Raw genomic sequence first — 21260 nt, 5'->3', positions numbered from 1 at the left:
GTGAGTTCTCGGCTGTGAAGGGACGCGCGATGAGAGCCCAGGGGCTGAGTCCTTCCATCGACTCGGGCGCCGGCCCCGCGGACCTCGTGCCGGCGGCCGCCGGTGTGCTGGTTCCCGCCGGGCGCGGCGCGCGGACGCTCGCCGACCTGTGCCCCGCGTGCGTCGCCGTGGTGGACGGCTGGGCGATGGCCGTCGGCGTCTCCATGTCCCGGGGCGGGATGCTCGCGGGTCTCGCCGCGATCGGCGTCGTCGCGTTCAACGCCTCGGGCGGCCTCTACCGGACCCGCCGCAGCCCGAGCCTGCTGGCCGACGCCGCGGCGCTGCTCGCCCGGATGCTGGTGGTGGCCGCGGTCGTCGCGGTGCTGCTGCCGCATCCGGTGACGGCGCTGCTGTGGGCGGTCGCGGTACCGGCGACGCTGTCGCTCGGGTTCCGCGTGTTCATGAACGCCGCCGTCCGGACCTACCGGTGCCGCGCCCGGCCGCGTCCGGCGCTCGTCGTCGGGACGGGCGGGACCGCCGCGCACATGGTCGACATCCTGCGGGACCGCGGCGAGTTCGGCCTCGCGGCGATCGGGCAGGTGGCGGCGGGGCGCCCCGACTCGACGCCGGTGCTCGGCGAGACGTCCGACCTCCCGGCGCTGGTGGAGGAGTACTCGGTCGACACGCTGGTCGTCGTCGCCGAGGACGTCCACCCCGACCAGCTGGACGCCGTGCTGCGCATGTCGTTCGGGCTGCCGTGCGAGACGCTGCTCGTCCAGCCGCCGTCGGACGTGGTGCCGGTGGCGCCGGAGCGGCGCGAGTACCTCGCCGGGATGCCGTGCGCGCGGGTCGACTGGCGGCTCCGCGACCCCGCCGCCCGGCGCGCGAAGCGGGCCCTGGACGTGGTGGCGGCGGGCCTGCTGCTCGTCGTCGCCGCGCCGGTCCTCGCCGCGTGCGCGCTCGCCGTGCGGCTGGAGGGCGGCCCCGGCGTGCTGTTCCGGCAGCGGCGGATCGGGCTCGGCGGCGAGGAGTTCGTGCTGCTGAAGTTCCGCACGCTGAAGCCGGCGGACGAGGAGGAGTCCGACACCCGCTGGACGGTCGAGAACGACGCGCGGATGGGACGGGTCGGCCGGTTCCTGCGCAACACGTCGCTGGACGAGCTCCCGCAGCTGTGGAACGTGCTGCGCGGCGACATGAGCCTCGTCGGGCCGCGTCCGGAGCGCCCCCACTTCGTGGAGCAGTTCGCCCGCACCTGCCCCGGCTACATGCTGCGGCACCGCGTCCCGGTCGGGATGACGGGCTGGGCGCAGATCCACGGGTTCCGCGGCGACACGTCGATCGAGCTGCGGGCGAGGCTCGACAACCACTACATCGACCACTGGACGTTCGCCGGCGACCTGAAGATCCTGCTGCTGACCGCGCGGGCCATGCTCTGCCGGGACGCCGGATGACCGTCCTCGCCCCGCCGCTCGCGCCGGGCCGGGCGACGCGCCGGCCGAGCCGGCCGAGCCGGCCGAGCCGGCCGAGCTGGCTGATCGCGGCGACGGTGGCGAGCGTCGGGATCCCGCCGGGCGCGGAGGCGTTCGGCCCCGGCGTGCAGGTCACCGCCGGCGACGTCGCGAGCTGCGCGCTCGTCGGGGTCGCCGCGTTCCTGCTGGTCACCGGGCGGGTCGAGATGCCGCGCGCGGCGTTCTGGGCGTTCGCGCCGCTGGTCGCGGGGCTCGGCGTCAGCACCGTCCTCTCACCGGACATCGGGTCGAGCATGGCGGGGTTCGTCCGCGACCTGCAGGTCTTCGTGCTGGTGCCGCTGGCCGTGGTGCTGCTCGTCCGGGACCGCCGCGACCTCGCGATCGTCCTCGCGTCGGTGCTCGGCCTCGGATTGGCGGAGGCCGGGTACGGGATCTGGCAGTCGGTGACCGGCAACGGCGCGTCGATGGGCGGGCAGAACATCCGCGCCGTCGGCACGTTCGGCGCCCTGGACGTGATGGCGATGTCGATCGTCGCCGGGTTCGCGTTCCTCGTCCTGACCGCGTTCGCGCTGACCGCGCCGGGCCGGGGCCCGGCCGCCGTCCCGGCCGCGCTGGCCGGGCTCGCCGTGCTGGCCGGCGCGCTCACGCTCGCGCTGAGCCGCGGGACGTGGCTCGCGCTCGGCGCCGCCGCCGTCCTCACCCTGGCGGTCTTCAGCCGGTGGACGGCCGTGAAGGTGCTGACCTGCTGCGCCGCGCTGATGGTGGTGATGCTCGCGGTGCTCGGCGGCGGCGGGCAGGCCGTCGTCGAGCGGTCCAAGTCGCTGGCCTCCTCGATCAGCCATCCCGACCAGTCGGTCGACGACCGCTACAACCTGTGGGCCGCCGCCGTCCGGATCTGGGAGGACCACCCGGTCACCGGCGTCGGCGTGAAGAACTTCCCGGCCTACCGCGACACCTACGCCACGATCGAGCTGTCGTCCGGCAGCGAGACCGCCGACCCCGTGAACGGGTACGCGCGGCAGCCGCTGCTGTCGCCGCACAACGAGTACCTGCTGTTCCTGTCCGAGCAGGGCATCGTGGGCCTCGCCGGGTTCGGCGCGCTGATCGCGGTGCTCGTCGCCGGGCTGTGGACGCGCCGCCGCGTCCGCGACCCGCTGTGGCTGGCGGGCCTCGGCCTGCTGGCGTTCCTGCTCGTCAACTTCCTGTACGCGGACCTGGGCGGGCCGACCTGCGCGCTCACCGCCGTCGTCCTCGGCGCCGTCGCCGCCCGCGCGTTCGGGGCGGTGCGCGCATGACCGGCGGCGGGATGACCTCCGTCGGCCGCGCCGCCGCGCTGTCGGGCGTCCTCATCGCGGCGGGCACCGGTCTCGGCTTCGCCCGCGACCTCGTGATGGCGCACATGTTCGGCGCGAGCCGCAGCACCGACGCGTTCCTCGTCGCCTGGACGATCCCGGAGACCGTGTCGCCGCTGCTCATCGAGGACGCGATGGCGCTGCTGATGGTCCCCGCCGTCACCCGGCTCCTCGCCCGCGGCGACGGGCTGCGCCCGCTCGCCGGCTCGACGCTGCCGCGGATGGTGCTCGGCCTGTCGCTGATCACCGTCACGCTCATCGCCGCCGCGCCGGCCGTGGTGGACGTCCTCGCGCCCGGCCTGGACGAGAGCGCCGCCGCCGTCCAGTGCGTCCGGCTGACCGCGATCACCGTCGTGACGTTCGGCGTCGCCGGTTTCATGAGCGCGGCCCTGCGCGCCCACCACCGGTTCGGTCCGCCCGCCGCCATCTACCTCGCCTACAACGTGGGCATCCTCGCGCTGATCGCGGGCCTGTCCGGCTTCGCCGGGATCACCAGCGCGGCCGTCGGCGTCGCCGTCGGCAGCCTGCTGATGATCGCCGTCCAGGCCCCGGCCTTCGCCCGCTGCCTGCGCGACAGCCCGCCCGTGCGGGCGCCGGGCGGGGACGGTGTCGAATGGCGGCTCGGCGTCGCGGCGGTGGCGCCCGTCGTCGTCTACACCGTCACGCGGCAGTCGCAGGTGTTCGTCGAGCGGTTCCTCGGCTCCGAACTCGCCGCGGGCTCCATCTCGCACCTGAACTACGCGCAGAAGGTCGCGCAGGTCCCGATGGTGCTGTCGCTGCTCATCGTGACGGTGACGTTCCCGAGGCTCGCGCGGGCCTCCGCGGACGGCGACACCTGGCAGGTCGCGCGGCGCATCCGGCAGGACCTCGTGATCGCCAGCACGATGGTGCTGGGCGCGAGCGCGTTCCTCATCGCGTTCGCGCCGACCGTCATCAGGGTGCTGTTCGAGCACGGCGAGTTCACGGCGGACGACACGGCGAGCACCGCGTCCATCATGCGGATCTACGCGCTCGGGCTGTGGGGGCAGTCGGCGGTCGGCCTCGCCGCCCGCGCGTTCTTCGCGCAGCGCCGGCCGACCTGGCGCCCGGCGCGGGTGCTCTGCCTGGGCCTCGCGGTGACCGCCGCGATCGGCGGCGCCTTCGCCGCGTCCGCCGGGACGCTCGCGCTCGCCGCCGCCAACGCCGCCGGGATCACGCTCGCCGCCGTCCTGCTGCTGGGCGGGCTGCGCCGCGGCATCGCGCCGCTCGCGCCGCGCCGGATCGCCGCCGACGTGTCCCGGCTGGTGCTCGCCGCCGCCGGGGCCTGCGCGGCGGGCGGCCTCACCGCGCACGCCGCCGCCGGGCTGCCGCCGCTCGTCCAGCTCGCGGTGGGCGGGCCGGTGACCGCCGCCGCCTTCGCGGTCCTGATCGCCTTGGCGGGACCCGACCTCGTTGCTCCATGGATCGCTTTGCGGTCGCGCCGCAGCGTGCGCGGCCGGACCGAATCGGGGGAGACCAGTGAGCCAGCCGACCGAGCCGGCGGGAACGACGCAGCCGGCACGAACCACCGAACCGAGCCCGCGGGCGGAGGAGATCCGGCCGGCCCCGCTGGTGCTGATGTACCACTCGGTCGACCACTGCGATGAGGACCCGTACCAGGTGACGGTGTCGCCCGCGCGGTTCGAGCGCCAGCTCGCCTGGCTGCGGGCGCGCGGGCTGCGCGGCGTCGCGATGGCCGAGCTGCTGGACGCGCACGCCGCCGGGCGGGCCCGCGGCCTCGTCGGGCTGACGTTCGACGACGGCTACGCCGACTTCGCGACCCGGGCCGTCCCCGCGCTGCTGCGGTACGGGTTCGGCGCGACCGTCTACGTCGTGTCCGGACGGATCGGCCACTACAACGCGTGGGACGCCGACGGCCCCCGCAAGCCGCTCATGACGGCCGACCAGATCCGCACCGTCGCGGGCGCCGGCATGGAGGTCGCCTCGCACGGCCACCACCACGTGTCGCTCCCCGGGACCGACGACACCGAACTGCGCGAGGAGCTGGAGGAGAGCCGCGCCACCCTGGAGGACATCGTCCAGGCGCCGGTGACCGGCTTCGCCTACCCCTACGGGCACGCCACCGCCCGCGAGGTCGAGGCGGTGCGCGCCGCCGGATACGACCACGCGTGCGACATCCGCCCCGAGGAGCCGTCCCGGCACGCGCTGCCGCGCACCTACATCGGCGATCGGGACGGGCCGCTGCGGCTGCGGGCCAAGCTCGTCCGGCACGAACTGCGCCGCCGGAGCCACGTGTGACCCGCGTCCTGCACGTCATCACCGGGCTGGAGCACGGCGGCGCCGAACGCCAGCTCGCGCTGCTGCTGCGCCACCTGCCGGTCGCCTGCGAGGTCGCGACGCTCACCCGGACCGGCACGCTCGGCACCGAGATCCGCCGGACCGGCGTGCCCGTCCACGAGATCGGGATGCGCGGCAACCGCGACCTCGCCGCCCTGCCCCGGCTCGCGCGGCTCATCCGGCGCGGCCGGTACGACATCGTCCACACCCACCTGTACCGGGCGTGCGTCTACGGGCGCATCGCCGCGCGCCTCGCCGGGACGGCCCGCGTCATCGCCACCGAGCACTCGCTCGGCGACGGGCACATCGAGGGGCGCGCGACGACGCGCGGCGTCCGGGCGCTGTACCGGGCGACCGAGCGGCTCGGGCACGCGACGATCGCGGTGTCGCCCACGGTCGCCGCCCGGCTGCGCGGCTGGGGCGTGCGGCCCGGCCGGATCACCGTGATCCCGAACGGCATCGACGCCGCCGCGTTCGCGTTCGACGCCGCCCGCCGCGCCGCGACCCGCCGCCGCCTCGGCATCCGCCCGGACGAGCCCGTCGTCGGCGCGGTCGGGCGGCTCGTCCCGACCAAGCGGTTCGACCTGCTGATCGAGGCGGCCGCCCGGCTGGACGGCGCACGGCTGCTGCTCGTCGGGGCCGGGCCGATGCGCGGCGCGCTGGAGCGCCTCGCGCACGAGCGCCGCGTCCCGGTGATCTTCACCGGGGGCACCTCGGACGTCGCGGGCGCGCTCGCCGCGATGGACGTGCTCGCCGCGCCGTCCGTGCAGGAGACGTTCGGGCTCGGCGTGCTGGAGGCCCTCGCCGCCGGGCTGCCCGTCCGCTACACGGCCTGCCCCGCCCTCGACGACCTCCCGCGTGGCGAGGCCCCCGGCGCGCGCCGCCTCCCCACCGACGCCGCGGTCTGGAGCGCCGAACTCGCCCGCGTCCTCGCCGGGGACCGCGCCGGCGACCGGGACCGGGACCGGACGCGCGTGCCGCCCGTCGTCGCCCGCTACGACATCGCCCAGCAGGCCGCGGAGCTCGCCCGGCTGTACCTGCCCGAGCCGTCCGCCCGGGGGGTCGTTCCGATACGAGAAAGGGCTCAAGATGCCGCAACGTGAAGCGAAACCGAAGGCCGGGGCACTGGGCGCCGCGGCCCGGCGCCTGCGCGGGCCGGCCACCGCGCTGCTGCGGCGGTTCGGCCTGGCCATGGCGTTCGTGCTGGCCGGACTCCTCGGCGGGCTCGGCTACGGGCTGCTCGCCCCGACCACCTACACCGCGACCGCGTTCGTCCTGGTCGTGGACGCCGGGGACGGCCAGTCCGGCCCGGCGGCGGTCAGCTTCGCGCAGGCGTACGGGCGGCTCGCGCCGCTCCCGGAGACCCTGGAGCACTCCTCGATCCCGCTGCCGCGGCACGCCGCGGGCGGCACCCGCGAGCACATCCAGGCGTCCACCTCGCCGGACACGCCGCTGATCCGGCTGGCCGGCAGTGCCCGGACGCCCCGCGACGCCGCCGCGTTCGCCAACGCCGCCGCCGACGCGCTCGTCCGGTACGGGACGCAGCACCGCGCCGACACCGGCGTCCGCGTCGCGCTGATGACGCTCGCCGAGCCGCCGGCCGTCCCGTCGTCGCCGAACCTGGCACTGGACGTCGCCGCCGGGACCGCCGCGGGCGTCCTGCTCGCCGGGCTCAGCGCCGCCGTGCTGAGCGGGCGGCGCGGTGCCCGGCGCGACGCGGCCCGGCACGCGGCCGTGCCCGCCCCGGCGCCCGCCGCACCGCCGGCCGCTCCGAAGGCCGAACCGGCGGACGCCGAGCGGGTGGAGGTGACGTCATGACCGCGATCGCACCCGCCCGGCCCGCGACCCCCGCCGCCGAATGGTCGGTCGAAGTCCACCGGGACGAGCAGGCGCTCGTCGCCCTCGCGGACGAACTGCGCGACCTGTACGACCGCAGCCCGGCCGCGACGCCCTTCCAGACCTACGAGTGGATCAGGGCGTGGTGGGGCTGGTACGGGACGCGCGGGCGGCTGCGGCTCGCGCTCGTCCGGTGCCGGGGGCGGCTCGTCGCGGCGGCGCCGCTGATGGCGGGCGTCCGGTACGGGTTCCCGGTGCTGGTGCCGCTGGCCGGTGAGCAGAGCGACTTCACCGACTTCCTGCTCGACCCCGTGTACGCCGACGGCGCCGTCCCGCACCTCGCGCGGGCCCTGCTGGACGAGCGCGGATGGTGCGCGCTCGACCTCCGCGAGGTCCGCCCCGGATCGGTGGCGCACCTGGTCGCCGCGCAGTGGCCGCGCCGGACGTGGCGGACGCCGTCGTCGGTGTGCCTCGAACTCCCGGCCGCCGGCATCGACGACGTCCTCGGCCGGCTGCCGCGCCGCACCGCCGGGAAGATGCGCGCCAAGCTCCGCAAGGTCGACGTGCGCGGCATCACGGCCGAGACCGCCCCGCCGGAGCGGGCGGCCGAGGCCGTCCGCGCGCTGCTCGACCTGCACGCCCTCCAGTGGGCGGGCCGCCCGATCAACCCCGAGCACACGCGCGAGCGGTTCCGCCGGCACCTGGCCGAGGCCGCGCCCGGGATGGTCCGCGACGGGCGCGCCGCCGTCGTGCGGTACACCTGGGACGACCGGCTCGTCGCCAGCGACCTCGTGCTCATCGGCCACCGGTACGTCGGCGCCTACCTGTACGGGGCGATCCCGGACCTGCGCGCCTGCGTGGACGTGTCGCTGATGATGCTGCGGCAGAACCTCGCCATCGCGCGGGACCGGCACCGGCAGGGCGTCAGCCTGCTGCGCGGCGACGAGCCGTACAAGCTGAAATGGCGGCCGACGCCCGTCCGCAACGAGCGGATCGTCCTCGGGCGGTCCGCGGCGGCCGCCGCGTTCGCCGGCCTCGCGCAGGCCCGCGGCTACGTGTCGGCGCGGCGGCACCGCGGGCAGGACGGCCATGGCTGAGCCGCTGCGGGTGCTGCACGTCAGCCAGCCGAACGCCGGCGGGGTCGCCGTCTATGTCGGGCAGGCGGCCATGGACCAGCGCCGCCGCGGCTGGAACGTCGCGGTGGCGTGCCCGCCGGGCGGCGACCTGCCCGAGCGGTGCATGGCGGCCGGCGTGCCGTGGCTCAACTGGGACGCCGCGCGGACCCCCGGCCCCGGCGTGCTGGCAGAGTCGCTCCGGCTCCGCCGGGTGGTCGCGACGTTCGCGCCCGACGTCGTCCATCTGCACTCCTCGAAGGCGGGCCTGGCCGGGCGGCTGCTGCGCCGCCCGCGCGGCGCGCCCACGCTGTTCCAGCCGCACGGCTGGTCGTGGCTCGCCGCCACCGGGCGGCAGGCCGCCGGGAGCCGCCGCTGGGAGCGGCTCGCCGCGCGCTGGAGCGACGCCCTGGTCTGCGTCGGCGCGGGGGAGCAGGCCCAGGGCGTGGACGCGGGCGTGCGCGGCGCCTACCGGCTCGTCCGCAACGGCGTCGACCTGCGCCGGTTCACCCCGGCGGACGGCGCGGACCGGCTCGCCGCGCGCGTCCGGCTCGGGCTGGCCGCCGGGGTGCCGCTCGCCGTCTGCGTCGGCCGGGTGACCCGGCAGAAGGCGCAGGACGTCCTGGTCGAGGCGTGGCCGTCGGTGACCGGGCGCTGCCCGTCCGCCCTGCTCGCGGTCATCGGGAACGGCGAGGACCTGGCGCGGCTGCGGCGCGAACGGGTGCCCGGTGTCCGGTTCGTCCCGGCGGTGGCGGACACCCGAGACTGGCTGGCCGCGTCGAACGTCGTCGCTCTGCCGTCCCGCTGGGAGGGGCTGCCGCTGACGGCGCTGGAGGCGCTCGCCATGGGCCGCCCCATCGTCGGGACGGACATCCCCGGCATCACGGAGATCGTCCGGCCGGGCACCGGCGCGCTCGTGCCGGTGGAGGACCCCGGCGCGCTCGCCGCGGAGATCGCCGCGCGGCTCGTGTGCCCCGGCCTCGCCGAGCGGGAGGGGCGCGCGGCCGCCGCCGCCTCCGCCGGCTACGACCTGTCCGGGACCCTGGACCTGCTCGCCGCCGTCACCCGGGAGGTGGCCGGGGGCTCTCCCGACGAGGGCCGGGTCGACGCGCGGGCGGTGGCGGGCGGGCTGGTCCACGCGGGCCGCACCGGGGACGGGTCCGCGGGCGGCCTCGTCGTCGGCGCCGCGGGCGCCGTAGGTGCTGTGGGTGCCGTGGGCGGCGCTGCGGGAGCGCCCGGCGGCGGGGTGAACGGCGCGTTCGGCGACGCCGGCGGCGGGGCCGTCACGCCGCCGAACAACTCGCGGTAGGCGGCGGACGAGCGCGGGTTGCCGCCGCACGACCAGACCCCGTGCGGGCAGTAGTCGGTGATCGACTGGTACACGACATCGTGCGACATGATCCAGTCATGCATCCCCCGAATATATTCGGGGTTGTCGGAATTGCGGAACAGGCCCCATTCGGGGAACGAGATGCGCTTGCCGTGCGCGGCGGCGAAATCGGCCTGCGCCCGCAGCCCGTACGGCTCGTTCACGTAATCGTCAAACGACTTGCCCGGCGGTTGGTCATAGCTGTCGGAGCCGATGATGTCGACGACGTCGTCACCGGGATAGCATTCGGTCCACGGAACCGCGTCCCGGCCCCGCGTCGGCGCGAAATCGAAGCGGAAACGCGCGCCCCGGACCGAGCGCATGGTCGCGACGATCCGCCGCCAGTACGCCTTCCACGCGCCGGGATCCGGCGCGCACCGGCCGCCGTAGGTGTCCCCGTTCATCTCCCAGCCGAGCACGATGACCGCGTCGCCCGCGCCCAGTCCCACCAGCCGCCTGGACAGGATCCGGTAGTGCGCGTCGAACGCGCCGGACGCGCCGCCGCGCAGCAGCGAGCCCAGCACCGGAACCGGGATCCACGACTCGTTCGGCGCCATCATCGGCACGTTCACCACCAGCAGCCGCCGCGGATCGGCCGCCTTCCAGCTGGCCCACGGCGCGAGCAGCCCGCGCGGCCCCTCGATCTCGCGCCAGTCGTCGCCCGGCAGGTAGGTGCGGCCGACCGTCACCGTCGAGCCGAGCCACCGCTGGAACCGGGCGACCCGGGCCACCCCCTCCGCGCCGGAACCCAGAAATGCCCCCACGGGCACATGCGACGGTGATTTCTGAACCGCCTGCGGTTGCAGCCAGGTCACCATCGTGGACGCCGCGAGCAGCACCAGGATGGCGAACGCGGCCAGAAGCGGAGGGAGCGGACAGAACGGAAGCGGCCTTTTCCGGCGACGTCCGAATGGCCGCCCCGCTGAATGGATATCCGCAGCTCCCATGCGTATCGTATGCCCTTGGACGTCCGCCGCGAAAAAGCAGTCAGGACGGAACAGGCCGAGAATTTACGTTAGGGAGGTTGTCGTGCGCCGCAATCCCTGGGAATACGCCTGAACCTATGTTCTTCGACACCCGCACCCCGCCGCGGACCCGCCTCGACACCGGCCTTCCCGTCCTGCTGCTGCGCACCGACCGCAACGTCTTCCACCATGGGACGCTCGCGGCGATCCGCAGCTTCGGCCGGGCCGGCGTGCCCGTCCACGCGATCATGGAGGGGCGCGCCAACCCCGCGTCCCGCTCCCGCTACCTGTACCGGGGGCATCCGTGGGCGCCGCCCGCGCAGTACCCGGCGGAACTGCTGAGCCACCTGCGCGCGATCGGCGAGCGCATCGGGCGGGAGACGCTGCTCGTCCCGATGGACGACGCCGGCGCGATCTTCGTCGCCGAGCACGCGGACGCGCTGCGCCCCCGCTTCGCCTTCCCGGACCAGGACCCGGACGTCCCCCGCCGCGTCGCCGACAAGTCCCGGCTGCGGGACGCCTGCGCAGAGCACGGCATCACCTGCCCGCCCAGCCGGATCCCCGCGTCCGCCGCGGACGTCGACGAGGCCGCCGACGCGTTCGGGCTGCCGATGATCGCCAAGTGGGCGCGGCCGTGGCGGCTCGGCACCGGGCTGCGCAGCACCACGCTGGTCCGCACGCGCGGCGAGCTGCACCAGCTGTACGCCGCCGCCCGGCACCGCGACCCCGACGGCGACGCGGGCCCGCTGATCCTGCAGCGCCGCGTCCCGGCGGGCGGCGGCGACTGGTTCTTCCAGGGCTACTTCGACGCGAACTTCGACTGCCTGTTCGGCGGCACCGGCCGCAAGCACCTCGCGCACCCGCCGCAGGCCGGGCACACGGTCGTCGGGCAGTGGGTCGCCAACGACGAGCTGTACCGGATCGCGGTCGGGATCGTCGCGCGGCTCGGCTGCCGCGGCCTCGTCGACCTCGACTTCCGGCTCGACCAGGACGGCGGCTACCACCTGCTCGACTTCAACCCGCGGATCGGCGCGCAGTTCCGGCTGTTCACCGACCGCAACGGGCTCGACCTCGCCCGCGTCCTGCACCTGCACCAGTCCGGCCGCCGCGTCCCGGACGCGAGCCCCGCCCCCGGCCGCCGGCTGCTGGTGGAGAACCACTACGTCCAGCAGACGGCCGGACGGCGGCCGCTGCGCGCGGGGGCCCTCCGCCCGCTGCGCGAGGCCGACGAGTTCGCCTGGTACGCCGCGGACGACCTGCCGCCCTTCCTCGCGATGGGCCGGCGGAGCGTGCTCCGCGCGGTCGAGCGGCTCCGCACCAGGTAACACCACCAACACACGGGGGAATGAGACATGAGCGACTCGGCCAGCGACGTCGTGATCGCCGGCGCCGGGCCCTACGGCCTGTCGACGGCCGCCCACCTGCAGAACCTCGGGCTCGACATCCGGATCATCGGCGAGCCGATGCGGTTCTGGGAGGCGAACATGCCCGAGGGCATGTTCCTGAAATCCGAGCCGTTCGCGTCCAACCTGGGGTCGCCGCAGCTCGGGATGCGGTTCACCGACCTGCACCCCGGCTGGCGGATCGGGCAGCCGATCCCGCTGGAGACGTTCGTGGAGTACGGCCGCTGGTTCGCCGCCGAGGCCGTCCCGCAGCGGCCGGGCGACCGGGACGCGCAGGTCGTCAACGTGGAGCGGGGCAGGCCGGGCGGCTACGCGGTCACGCTGTCGACCGGCGAGACGATCGCCGCGCGGGCCGTGGTGGTCGCGGTCGGCGTCGGCCCGTTCGCGCACATCCCGGAGGAGCTGGCGGGCATGCCGTCCTGGCTCGTCTCGCACGCCAGCGCCCACCGCGACCTCACCCTGTTCGCGGGCAAGGAGGTCGCCGTGCTCGGCGCCGGGCAGTCCGCGCTGGAGACGGCGGTGCTGCTCGCCGACGCGGGGGCGCATCCGCACGTCATCGCGCGGCGGCCGGAGCTCGACTGGAACACGGTGCCGCAGGAGCGCCGCGCCCTGCGCGACCGGCTGCTCGGCGGGCCCCGCTCCGGCCTCGGCACCGGCTACCGCACCTGGCTGTGGGCGGAGCGGCCCGGCCTCGTCCGGTACCTGCCGGAGGCGACCCGCCGCCGGATCGTCCGCGAGACGCTGCCGCCGGCCGGCTCCTGGTGGCTGCGCGACCGGCTGGACGACCGCGTCCGCGTCACGACCGGCCACCGGCCCGCGAAGGCGGTCGAGCAGGAGGACGGCCTCGCGCTCACCACCGTCGACCGCTCCGGCAACCGCCTCGTCACCGAGGTCGAGCACGTCATCGCCGCGACCGGCTACGTCCCGGACGTGGCGCGGCTCGGCCTGCTCGCCCCGGACCTGCGCGGCCGCATCGCCACCCGGCTCGGCGCCCCGGCCCTCAGCCGCGACTTCGAGGCGTCCACACCGGGCCTCTACTTCGCGGGCCTGGCCGCCGCCGCGACGTTCGGCCCCGTCATGCGCTTCGTGCACGGCGCCGACTTCGCCGCGACCCGCATCGCCCGGCACATCGTCCGCCGGACGCCGCGGATGCGCCCGCCCGCGCCCCGCCCGGCGCACGCGCTGGAGCCGGACCCGTCCCGCCAGTGAGAACCGCCGCGCCCGCCCTGGGGAGGACGATGTTCCTCCCGAGGGCGGGCGTTCGCGTATGCGGGTTGAGGATCTTCCTCTGCGGTGGGAGAGAACGGGTTCCGCCGCCCGCGCCTGGGCTAGGACCTGGCGGCGCGGGCGCGGCGGCGGGCGCGTTCGGTCCGGGCGGCCGTGCCGGACCACTGCACGCGCCAGTACAGCGTCCACACCGACGGCAGGCCGCGCCCCGTCTTCGGGCGCTGATCAGCGGGGACGTTGGCGAGCGCGATGCGGACGAGGTCGGCGCGGGTGAGGAAGCGGTGGACTTCGCGGCGGGGCGCGCGGGGCCGGCGCAGCGGGCGGAACCGGGCGATCGCGGACGAGGCGTTGGGCATGGGAGCTCCTCCGGGGGGCGGTCGGTGACCACTCGCTCACCGACTGTAGCGCATTCGATACCGTCCGCCATGCTTCTCCCTCAGTCCCGGGTGCCGGCGCCACAGAACGGATGAGTACGGCAAAGCGGGCGTCGGCGGAAGGGAAAGCCGGGCGCGGTCAAAGGCGAATTCATGCCCCGGTAAATGATCCGGGGACACGCCCGTGAAGTGAACAATGGCTTCTTGCGCCCGGCATCCCAGGTGTTACGTTCGACCGGACCTCGAATAGGCGACAAGGAGAACCGGCCGTGGAATCCGCATCGATCCAGCGCGGGGCTATTCACCCGCAGGGTCGGCCGCGGCATGCCCTCGTGCCCGTTCTGCTCCGCCTCGCCGCCATCGCCGGTTTCGCGTTCGCCGGGTGGATCGCGCTCTCCGCGCTGCACGACCCCGCGAACGCCGCCGACCGGCCGCCGCAGGCACCGCATGCCGCGCAGGCGGACGACGAGGGATCGGCCACGCTCCGGCACTTCACGTCGAGGCCGGGCCGGCGCATGGTGACCGAGGACATGCGCGACATGGGGAGCGACCCCGTGGGCTACGTCCGGTCGCGGCAGCGCGACCTGTTCGAGGACAAGGACCGGGCCGTCCGCCAGGTGCGGGAGGCGGCCGACGCCGCCGGCGTGCCGCGGGTCCGGCTCCCGGACGTCCGGCCCGAACGGCCCGTCCTCGGCGGGCTCGTCGAGAAGGTGACCGGCACCCGGCCCGACCAGCGGCCGGCCGCCGGCGAGCAGCCGAAGCGGCAGGACGCCGGCGGCGCCTCCCACGAGGCGTCCAAGGCCCCGGTCTCGGCGGCCCCGCACGCGGGACCCGCCGCCAAGACGGCCATGGCGCCGAAGGCGGGCGACTGCTCCCGCTGCCATGGTGACCGGCGCGCACCCGCGCACGCGCCCGCGCAGCCCAGCCAGGACGCCCCGCAGGGCGGCGGATCGACGGGCGGGCACCCGCTCACGCCCGTCGCCGACCTGCCGAACCGGCGGCATCCGGCGGCACCGGCCGCCGTGGACGCCGGCACGTTCCGGCGCACGGCGCTGACCGACATGGCCGCGCCGGGCAGCCCGTCCGTCGTCCCCGACTAGGGGCGATCCCCACCCGGCCGTGCACGGCCGGTTTCCCGGCGGCCGCGTGCGCGAAGCACGCCGCCCGCCTCCACTGAGCCCTTCTCCACGCGCAACGGCCGGGCCCCGGCCGCTGCCAGTGCTGCGCCCACCCGGACGGTGCCGCGCAGCGATCACCACCGATGCAAGGACAGGAGCAAAACATCATGCGAAAGTGGGCAAAGAGCACCTCCCGCGCCGCCCTGGTGGCCGCGGGTGCCCTCACCATCGGAGCCGCCTTCGGCTCCGGAGTCGCGGCCAACGCCGCCACGTTCTACGGCGGCGGCCACGACGGCGGCGTCGAGATGGAGTCGTCCGGCAACTTCGGGCTGCTGAACGGCAACCAGGTCTACGCGCCGATCAGCATCCCGATCGAGGTCTGCGGCAACGCGGTCGCGGTCGCCGGGCTCGCGCAGGCGCAGTGCAAGGGCGGCGCCTCGGTGTCGTCGCACCGCTCGCAGGGCGGCTACGCCGCCGACCCGGGCTACCGGACGGGCGGCCTCTGGGGCGGCGGCGGCCGGGACCACGGCAAGTCCGTGAAGATGAAGTCGTCCGGCAACTTCGGGATCGCCAACGGCAACCAGGTCTACGCGCCGATCAGCATCCCGGTCGACGTGTGCGGCAACGCCGTCGCCGTGCTCGGGCTCGCCCGGGCGCAGTGCGAGGGCGGCGCGTCGGTGAAGCGGACCGGCGACCGCGACGTCGACATGAAGTCGTCGGGCAACTTCGGGCTGCTGAACGGCAACCAGCTGTACATCCCGATCAAGGCCCCGATCAACGTGTGCGGCAACGCCGTCGCGGCGCTCGGCCTCGCCGAGGCGCAGTGCAAGGGCGGTGCGAGCGTCGGCGGCTCGGACGACGAGCTGCCGCCCACCCTGCGCACGCCGCCGGTGAAGCACAAGAAGCCCTACAAGCCGTCCAAGCACCGCCCGGCCGCCAAGCACAAGAAGCTGCCCTCGACCCTGCGGTCCGACGGCCACCGCAGGGCGGACACCGGCGCGAACTACCGCAGCGCCGAGGGCCTGCCCGGCGTCCAGCAGCTGCTGGACATGGCCGGGAAGCTCGTCAACCTGCCCGGAATGAACGTCCAGCCCGGCCAGGTCGGGCCGCAGGGCGGCGCGGGGGCGCCCGTCCGGGTCGGCTCGCCGGTCCTGAACTGAGCACGCGCCGGCCCGGATGACGATCCCTCGGCCGGCGGACACGGACAGGGGGCGGCAGACGTGCCGCCCCCTTCCCATCGCAAGCGGCACTCCAGATCGATGGAGGCTCACCATGCTCAACCGAAGAGCACTGCCCGTCCGGAGGGTCCTGGGGGTGGCGATCGCGGCCGTCTGCTGCGCGCCCGTCCTCAGCGTCCCGCAGGCGCAGGCCGTCCAGGCACGGGCCGTCCAGGCACGGGCGGCGGCGGTCGGCGCGCGTCCGGAGAAGGGCGCGCGGCTCGGGCAGATCCGGATCAAGCGGATGCACCTGAAGGCGGCCGTCCGGCAGGGCGTCGGCCAGGAGGTCCTGCGGCGCGGCGCCGGCCACTACCCGGGGACCGGTGTTCCCGGGCGGGACGGCAACACCGTGCTGCTCGGCCACCGGACGACCTGGCTGCACCCGTTCAACAAGCTCGACCGGATGCGGCGCGGCGACCGGATCGTCCTGCGCTGGGGCCGCACGACCTATGTGTACCGGGTGCGGACCAAGCGCGTCATCGATCCGCGTGACCGGCGGGTCCTGGAGCCGGTGCCGTTCAAGCGGCGCAGTGCGCCCCACGGCCAGTACGTCACGCTCATCACTTGCACCCCGAAGGGCTCGGACCGGCACCGCCTCGTCGTCGTCGGCAAGCTCCAGTCGAGGCGCTGATCCCAGCCTTGATCGAAGGCCGGACGCTGGACGGCGCGGTGCGGCTCCGCGCCGTTCAGCGTCCGCCGTAGAGCGCGATCAGGCCGTCGTAGTCGCCCTTGCCGAGGGTGGCGGCGGTGCTGTCGCAGGACGCGATCGACGGCGCCATCGTGAGGTTCTCGTGCTCGGTGCCCTCGACGTGGGCCAGCCCGAGGACGTGGCCGGACTCGTGCGTCGCGACGGCTTCGGCGGAATAGCTCCCGGCGGGGCACGAGCCGTCCGTCCACCATTTCTTGCCCTGCGCCTGCAGCGCCATGTCGCTCTCGACGGTCGTCGTGCCCTTGAACCAGGTGCAGGTCGCGGCGAGGACGTCGTTCTCCGCCTGCGGCATCGCCCGCCAGCCGAACGTACTGGCCCCGTCCCGCGTCCCGCAGGCGGCCGCGCCGGTGACGTTCGGGGGCTGCGCCGCCTGCCCGGCGTAGTGCTCGGCCACGTCCGGCGGCGGGGTGAAGCGGCCGCCGGCGGCGCAGTCGGTGCGGGCGCCGGCCATGGTGGCGATGCCCCTGGCGAGGGGGGCCCGCGGCAGCCCGGCCGTTCCCGCGGAGTAGTGCCACTGGACGGTGGTGCCCTTCGGCCACCTGCTCGGTTCGGCGCGGTGCGTACCGTCCGCGCAGGCGGCGGCAGGCGCCCGGAAGCTACGCGGCCGGCCCTGCGGCACCCGCCCGCCGCGCGCGTCGATGGTGATCTCGCCGCCCCGCTCGTCCACCCGGATGCGCAGCTCGGCGCCGCCGTCGGTGCGCAGCTCGTGCGCGACCAGCGAGGTCCCGTCGGACGGGACGACCGCCGCGAGCCCGTTCGCGCCGCGTACCGTCCGGCCGCGCAGATCGCAGTCGGCGATCCGCACCCGCTGCGGCATCGCGCGGGCGGACAGCGTCCCGCCGGGCTTGCACCATGTGGGCCCGGCCGAGGAGGGACGGGTGAACGCGGTGCCGGTGAACGCGGTGCCCGCGAGCGCCGCGGCGGCCGTCACGGCCCCCACTCGCCGGACCGCCCGTGGATAGTCGCGCATAGCATTTTCTCCGATGTGCGGGAACGTCCCCTGGCAGTCTTTCGTGGTGGCGGAAAAGGGAAACGGCCGCTTTCTAAAATGATCACCATCTCGGCGGAAGTGCCCGGTGCCGGTGATCGCCTCGATGTGCCTTTGTCGGGAAATCGGCGACGCGCCACACTGAGAGGGATGTAAGAATCGGGTAAATCCTCCCTCATAATACGGCAAACGCGTTTATTGGCCCCCCATACGGAAAAGCAGCAAGTAATCCGGCAACTCGGGATCAAACAGAACACCGTTGCCGAGAGGCGGGTGCTGGACCCACCTCCCCCGGCCCCCCGTCTCGCCGCCGGCAGCGTTCACGGAAGCAGAGGTGTTCAACGTGCAGACGCAGACACAGGTGCGGGAACTCATGGGCATGAGCGTGTCCGACACCAACGGAACCAAGGTCGGCACGATCAAGCAGGTCTACCTCAACGACGACTCCGGTTCGCCGGAGTGGGTGACCGTGCACACGGGATGGTTCGGGATGCGGGAGAGTTTCGTCCCGCTCTCGGGCTCGCGGAAGAACAAGGACATGCTGCAGGTCCCCTACGACAAGGAGACCATCAAGGGCGCCCCGAACGTCGACGCCGACGAGCACCTGTCGCACGCCCAGATCGTGGACCTGTACCGGCACTACGGCGTGCGGCCCCCGGGCGGGCGCCGCCAGGGCGGCGACGCGGAGACGGCGGGGGACGCGGACCGGACGGCCGGCGAGCGCGGGCGGGCCGGCGAGGGCGGGACCGCCGGGACCAGCGGGAGCACCCAGACGGGCACGGCCGAGGCCGCGGGCGCGGCCGGCACGGCGGGCGCGGCCGGGATGGCCGTCCACCCCGACCGGCCGGGGCGCGAGCAGCGGGCCATGCCGCCGCAGTCGGCGCGCGAGGGCGCCGAGGCCCCGATGGCCGAGATCACCCGGTCCGAGGAGCAGATGCGCATCGGCACCGAGCGGCACGAGGCCGGCCGCGTCCGGGTGCACAAGTTCGTCGAGACGGAGACGGTCGAGCGCACGATCCCGGTCTCGCACGAGGAGGTCCGGATCGACCGCGAGCCGATCGTGGGCGGGGAGCCGGACCCGCAGGTCAGCCTCGCCGAGGACGACCACGAGATCATTCTCTACGAGGAGCGGCCGGTCATCGCCAAGGAGACCATCCCGGTCGAGCGCATCCACGTGCGCACCGAGGAGGTGCAGGACGAGCAGACGGTGCGCGGCGAACTCCGCAAGGAGCGCATCGAGGTGACGCGCGACGACGACGTGCGCGGCGAGCGCGGGACCGAGCGCGGGAAGCGCGGCCGCCCGTCCACGTGAGCGACGCGGCCCTGAGCAGCCGCGGTGCCGAGTAGGCACGTGCCGATCAGACGCGGTCCCGAGTGAAGCGCCACACCGGATGGCGAGCGCCCGGGCCGGCCGTTCACCCGCCGGCCGCCCGGGCGCTCGCGCTGCCGGAGCTCGCGCTGCCGGAGCTCGCGTGGCCGGAGCTCGCGTGGCCGGAGGTGGTCAGCGCGACCGGTGGTGCGGGAGCGCCGGTCCGGCCGGGCAGCGCCGCCCGGGGCGGGGCGCCCGCGGTCCCCGCCCGTCCGACCGGCTTTGTTCGGTGCATGATTCAACGTGTGAATTTAGTCTCCGTCAACCCCTCTTTCCCAGTTTCCACCAGGGTCCGGCGTGCGCCGGGCGGGTTCGTTGACAGCCGCCCGCGGGCCGGGGGAGGTTCCTGAGTGACGACGTCGCCGAGCGCGGAGGTCGTGGCCGTCCGGGCGTGCCACGACCTCCGCGCCCGGCCGTGCGCGGTCCGCCGGGCCGTGCGGCGTCCTCGCAGCGACTCAGGAGGGACGACTTGCGACACCCCCACAGACGTGTCATCGCCACCCGGATCGGGCGATCACTGGTCGCGCTCGCGACCATCGCCGCCCTCCCGTCCGCCGTCGCGGCGCAGCCCGCGGTGGCCGGCGGCCCACCGGCCTATCTGAACGCGCGGCTCCCCGTCGCCGCGCGGGTGGGCGACCTGCTCGGCCGGATGACGCTGGAGGAGAAGGTCGGCCAGATGGCGCAGGCCGAGCGCGGCGCCGTCGACGGCGACCGCGACCAGATCACGACGCTGGCCCTCGGCTCGGTGCTGTCCGGCGGTGGGTCGGTGCCCGCCGACAACACCCCGGCGGGCTGGGCCGACATGGTGGACGCCTACCAGTCGAAGGCGCTCGCCACCCGGCTCAAGATCCCGCTGCTGTACGGGATCGACTCGGTGCACGGCCACAACAACCTCGTCGGCGCGACGATCTTCCCGCACAACATCGCGATGGGCGCGACCCGCGACCCCGCGCTGGTCAAGCGGGAAGAGCAGATCACGGCGATCGAGACCAAGGCGACCGGGCCCCAGTGGGTGTTCGCGCCGTGCGTCTGCGTCAGCCGCGACCTGCGCTGGGGCCGCACGTACGAGTCCTTCGGCGAGGACCCGCGGCTCGTGAGCGAGATGGCCGTCGGCATCGAGGGCTTCCAGGGCGAGCACAAGCGGGACATGGCGACGAACCGGCACGTCCTCGCGACGGCGAAGCACTTCGCCGGTGACGGCGACACGGTGTACGGCTCGTCCACCAGCGGGACGTACACGATCGACCAGGGCGTCACGGTCACCGACCGCAGGACGTTCGCGAAGATCGACCTGGCGCCCTACGTCACCGCCGTCCGCAAGTACGGCGTCGGCAGCATCATGCCGTCGTTCTCCAGCGTCGACTGGACGGAGGACGGCGTCGGCAACCCGGTCAAGATGAGCGCGCACAAGGAGCTGCTGACCGACGTCCTCAAGAAGAAGATCGGCTTCGACGGGTTCCTCATCAGCGACTGGGCGGCCATCCAGCAGATCCCCGGCGACTACGCCACGCAGGTGCGGACGTCCGTCAACGCCGGCATGGACATGTTCATGGAGCCCTACAGCGCTCCGCAGTTCGTCCAGACGCTGATCGCCGAGGTGAAGGCGGGACGCGTGAAGACGTCCCGCATCGACGACGCCGTGCGCCGCATCCTGACGGCCAAGTTCGAGCTCGGCCTGTTCGAGCACCCCTACACCGACCGCGGCCTCGCCTCGACGATCGGGTCGCCGGAGCACCGCGCGGTCGCGCGCCGGGCCGTCGCGGAGTCGCAGGTCCTGCTGAAGAACTCCCAGCGGGCTCTGCCGTTGCGCGAGAACGCCCGGATCTACGTCGCGGGCGCCAACGCCGACGACATCGGAAACCAGGCGGGCGGCTGGACGGTCACCTGGCAGGGCTCGTCCGGCGCCATCATCCCCGGCACGACGATCCTGGACGGCATCGAGCAGAACTCGTCCCACGTCACCTACAGCGCGGACGCGTCGGCGCCCACGTCGGGCAGTGACGTCGGCGTCGTCGTGGTCGGCGAGACCCCGTACGCCGAGGGCGTCGGCGACGTCGGCAACGGGCACACGCTGAACCTGTCCGACGCCGACAAGGCCAACATCGACAAGGTGTGCGGCGCGATCCGCACGTGCGTCGTCCTCGATGTCGCGGGACGGCCGCAGATCGTCACCGACCAGCTGTCCAAGATGGACGCGTTCGTCATGTCCTGGCTGCCGGGCAGCGAGGGCGCGGGAGTCGCCGACGTCCTGTTCGGCAAGCGTCCCTTCACCGGCCGCCTGCCGGTGACGTGGCCGCGCAGCGAGGCGCAGGAGCCGATCAACATCGGCGACCGCGACTACAAGCCGCTCTTCCCCTACGGCTACGGCCTCCGCACCCGCGGGCACGGACACCACCACTGATCCCCGTTGACCTGCGGCGTGTTGTTGTTATGAGCACGTCGAAAACAACAACACGC

At 74.6% G+C, this 21260-nt stretch carries 17 protein-coding genes and 1 pseudogene; 15 read left to right on the top strand and 3 right to left on the bottom strand.

The genetic code is table 11. The features are described 5' to 3' along the window. Positions 1 to 29: 29 nt before the first annotated feature. The 8 genes and pseudogenes from ABZ806_RS38500 to ABZ806_RS38465 form a co-directional block, all read left to right on the top strand. A complete protein-coding gene (locus ABZ806_RS38500; protein ID WP_500223328.1) occupies positions 30 to 1430 on the top strand; it encodes a sugar transferase in 1401 nt (466 codons plus the stop codon). Then, positions 1427 to 2743 carry an O-antigen ligase family protein gene (locus tag ABZ806_RS38495; protein WP_500223325.1) on the top strand — a complete coding sequence of 439 codons (1317 nt, stop codon included), beginning with the start codon at positions 1427 to 1429 and terminating at the stop codon, positions 2741 to 2743. The genes ABZ806_RS38500 and ABZ806_RS38495 overlap by 4 nt, the downstream gene beginning before the upstream one ends. Then, entirely contained in the window at positions 2740 to 4425 is a 1686-nt protein-coding gene (locus tag ABZ806_RS38490; RefSeq protein ID WP_500223323.1) for a lipid II flippase MurJ, read from the top strand. Before ABZ806_RS38495 ends, ABZ806_RS38490 begins: the two co-directional genes overlap by 4 nt. Next, positions 4397 to 5077: a polysaccharide deacetylase family protein gene (locus ABZ806_RS38485; RefSeq protein WP_500223322.1), complete on the top strand. Its 681-nt coding sequence runs from the start codon at positions 4397 to 4399 to the stop codon at positions 5075 to 5077. The genes ABZ806_RS38490 and ABZ806_RS38485 overlap by 29 nt, the downstream gene beginning before the upstream one ends. Then, on the top strand, positions 5074 to 6219 hold the full coding sequence (locus ABZ806_RS38480) for a glycosyltransferase (RefSeq protein WP_500223321.1): 1146 nt from the start codon (positions 5074 to 5076) through the stop codon (positions 6217 to 6219). Before ABZ806_RS38485 ends, ABZ806_RS38480 begins: the two co-directional genes overlap by 4 nt. Further along, positions 6206 to 6934: a Wzz/FepE/Etk N-terminal domain-containing protein gene (locus ABZ806_RS38475; protein WP_500223319.1), complete on the top strand. Its 729-nt coding sequence runs from the start codon at positions 6206 to 6208 to the stop codon at positions 6932 to 6934. Before ABZ806_RS38480 ends, ABZ806_RS38475 begins: the two co-directional genes overlap by 14 nt. Then, complete coding sequence (locus ABZ806_RS38470) at positions 6931 to 8049, top strand: GNAT family N-acetyltransferase (RefSeq protein WP_500223317.1); 1119 nt, start codon at positions 6931 to 6933, stop codon at positions 8047 to 8049. Before ABZ806_RS38475 ends, ABZ806_RS38470 begins: the two co-directional genes overlap by 4 nt. Beyond that, positions 8042 to 9058: pseudogene (locus ABZ806_RS38465) on the top strand (glycosyltransferase); the annotation flags it as partial. The gene ABZ806_RS38470 and the pseudogene ABZ806_RS38465, both read left to right, overlap by 8 nt. A 29-nt stretch (positions 9059 to 9087) precedes the next feature. On the opposite strand, the gene ABZ806_RS38460 reads toward ABZ806_RS38465, so the two are convergent. Next, positions 9088 to 10197: a glycoside hydrolase family 26 protein gene (locus ABZ806_RS38460; RefSeq protein ID WP_500223315.1), complete on the bottom strand. Its 1110-nt coding sequence runs from the start codon at positions 10195 to 10197 to the stop codon at positions 9088 to 9090. Between the two features lie 299 nt (positions 10198 to 10496). On the opposite strand from ABZ806_RS38460, the gene ABZ806_RS38455 reads away from it, so the two are divergent. Together ABZ806_RS38455 and ABZ806_RS38450 are read left to right on the top strand one after the other, a co-directional pair. Continuing rightward, positions 10497 to 11723, top strand: coding sequence for a carboxylate--amine ligase (locus ABZ806_RS38455; protein ID WP_500223314.1), 1227 nt, complete (start codon positions 10497 to 10499; stop codon positions 11721 to 11723). Between the two features lie 27 nt (positions 11724 to 11750). Then, positions 11751 to 13010 carry an FAD-dependent oxidoreductase gene (locus ABZ806_RS38450; RefSeq protein ID WP_500223312.1) on the top strand — a complete coding sequence of 420 codons (1260 nt, stop codon included), beginning with the start codon at positions 11751 to 11753 and terminating at the stop codon, positions 13008 to 13010. A 119-nt stretch (positions 13011 to 13129) separates the two neighbouring features. On the opposite strand, the gene ABZ806_RS38445 is transcribed toward ABZ806_RS38450, so the two are convergent. Continuing rightward, a complete protein-coding gene (locus tag ABZ806_RS38445) occupies positions 13130 to 13384 on the bottom strand; it encodes a hypothetical protein (protein ID WP_500223310.1) in 255 nt (84 codons plus the stop codon). Between the two features lie 350 nt (positions 13385 to 13734). On the opposite strand from ABZ806_RS38445, the gene ABZ806_RS38440 reads away from it, so the two are divergent. From ABZ806_RS38440 to ABZ806_RS38430, 3 genes are all read left to right on the top strand, one after another. Then, positions 13735 to 14502 carry a hypothetical protein gene (locus ABZ806_RS38440; RefSeq protein WP_500223308.1) on the top strand — a complete coding sequence of 256 codons (768 nt, stop codon included), beginning with the start codon at positions 13735 to 13737 and terminating at the stop codon, positions 14500 to 14502. A 185-nt stretch (positions 14503 to 14687) separates the two neighbouring features. Continuing rightward, positions 14688 to 15680, top strand: a complete 993-nt coding sequence (locus ABZ806_RS38435; protein ID WP_500223306.1) for a chaplin family protein — start codon at positions 14688 to 14690, stop codon at positions 15678 to 15680. A gap of 112 nt (positions 15681 to 15792) precedes the next feature. Continuing rightward, the gene (locus tag ABZ806_RS38430) at positions 15793 to 16368 is read left to right on the top strand and encodes a class E sortase (protein WP_500223303.1); all 576 of its coding nucleotides are present in this window, start codon (positions 15793 to 15795) and stop codon (positions 16366 to 16368) included. 55 nt (positions 16369 to 16423) lie between these two features. Here the strand turns inward: ABZ806_RS38430 and ABZ806_RS38425 are convergent, their stop codons facing one another. After that, positions 16424 to 17416, bottom strand: a complete 993-nt coding sequence (locus tag ABZ806_RS38425; protein WP_500223300.1) for a matrixin family metalloprotease — start codon at positions 17414 to 17416, stop codon at positions 16424 to 16426. 361 nt (positions 17417 to 17777) lie between these two features. Between ABZ806_RS38425 and ABZ806_RS38420 the strand changes: the two genes are divergently transcribed. Then, on the top strand, positions 17778 to 18746 hold the full coding sequence (locus tag ABZ806_RS38420; protein ID WP_500223299.1) for a DUF2382 domain-containing protein: 969 nt from the start codon (positions 17778 to 17780) through the stop codon (positions 18744 to 18746). A gap of 526 nt (positions 18747 to 19272) precedes the next feature. Beyond that, a complete protein-coding gene (locus ABZ806_RS38415; protein ID WP_500223297.1) occupies positions 19273 to 21204 on the top strand; it encodes a glycoside hydrolase family 3 protein in 1932 nt (643 codons plus the stop codon). Positions 21205 to 21260 lie beyond the last annotated feature (56 nt).

This window comes from Spirillospora sp. NPDC047418 (assembly GCF_040643275.1).
Classification (GTDB): Bacteria; Actinomycetota; Actinomycetes; order Streptosporangiales; family Streptosporangiaceae; genus Spirillospora.
Note: the sequence above shows the minus strand (reverse complement) of the source record. Positions and strands in the feature narration are given on the sequence as shown.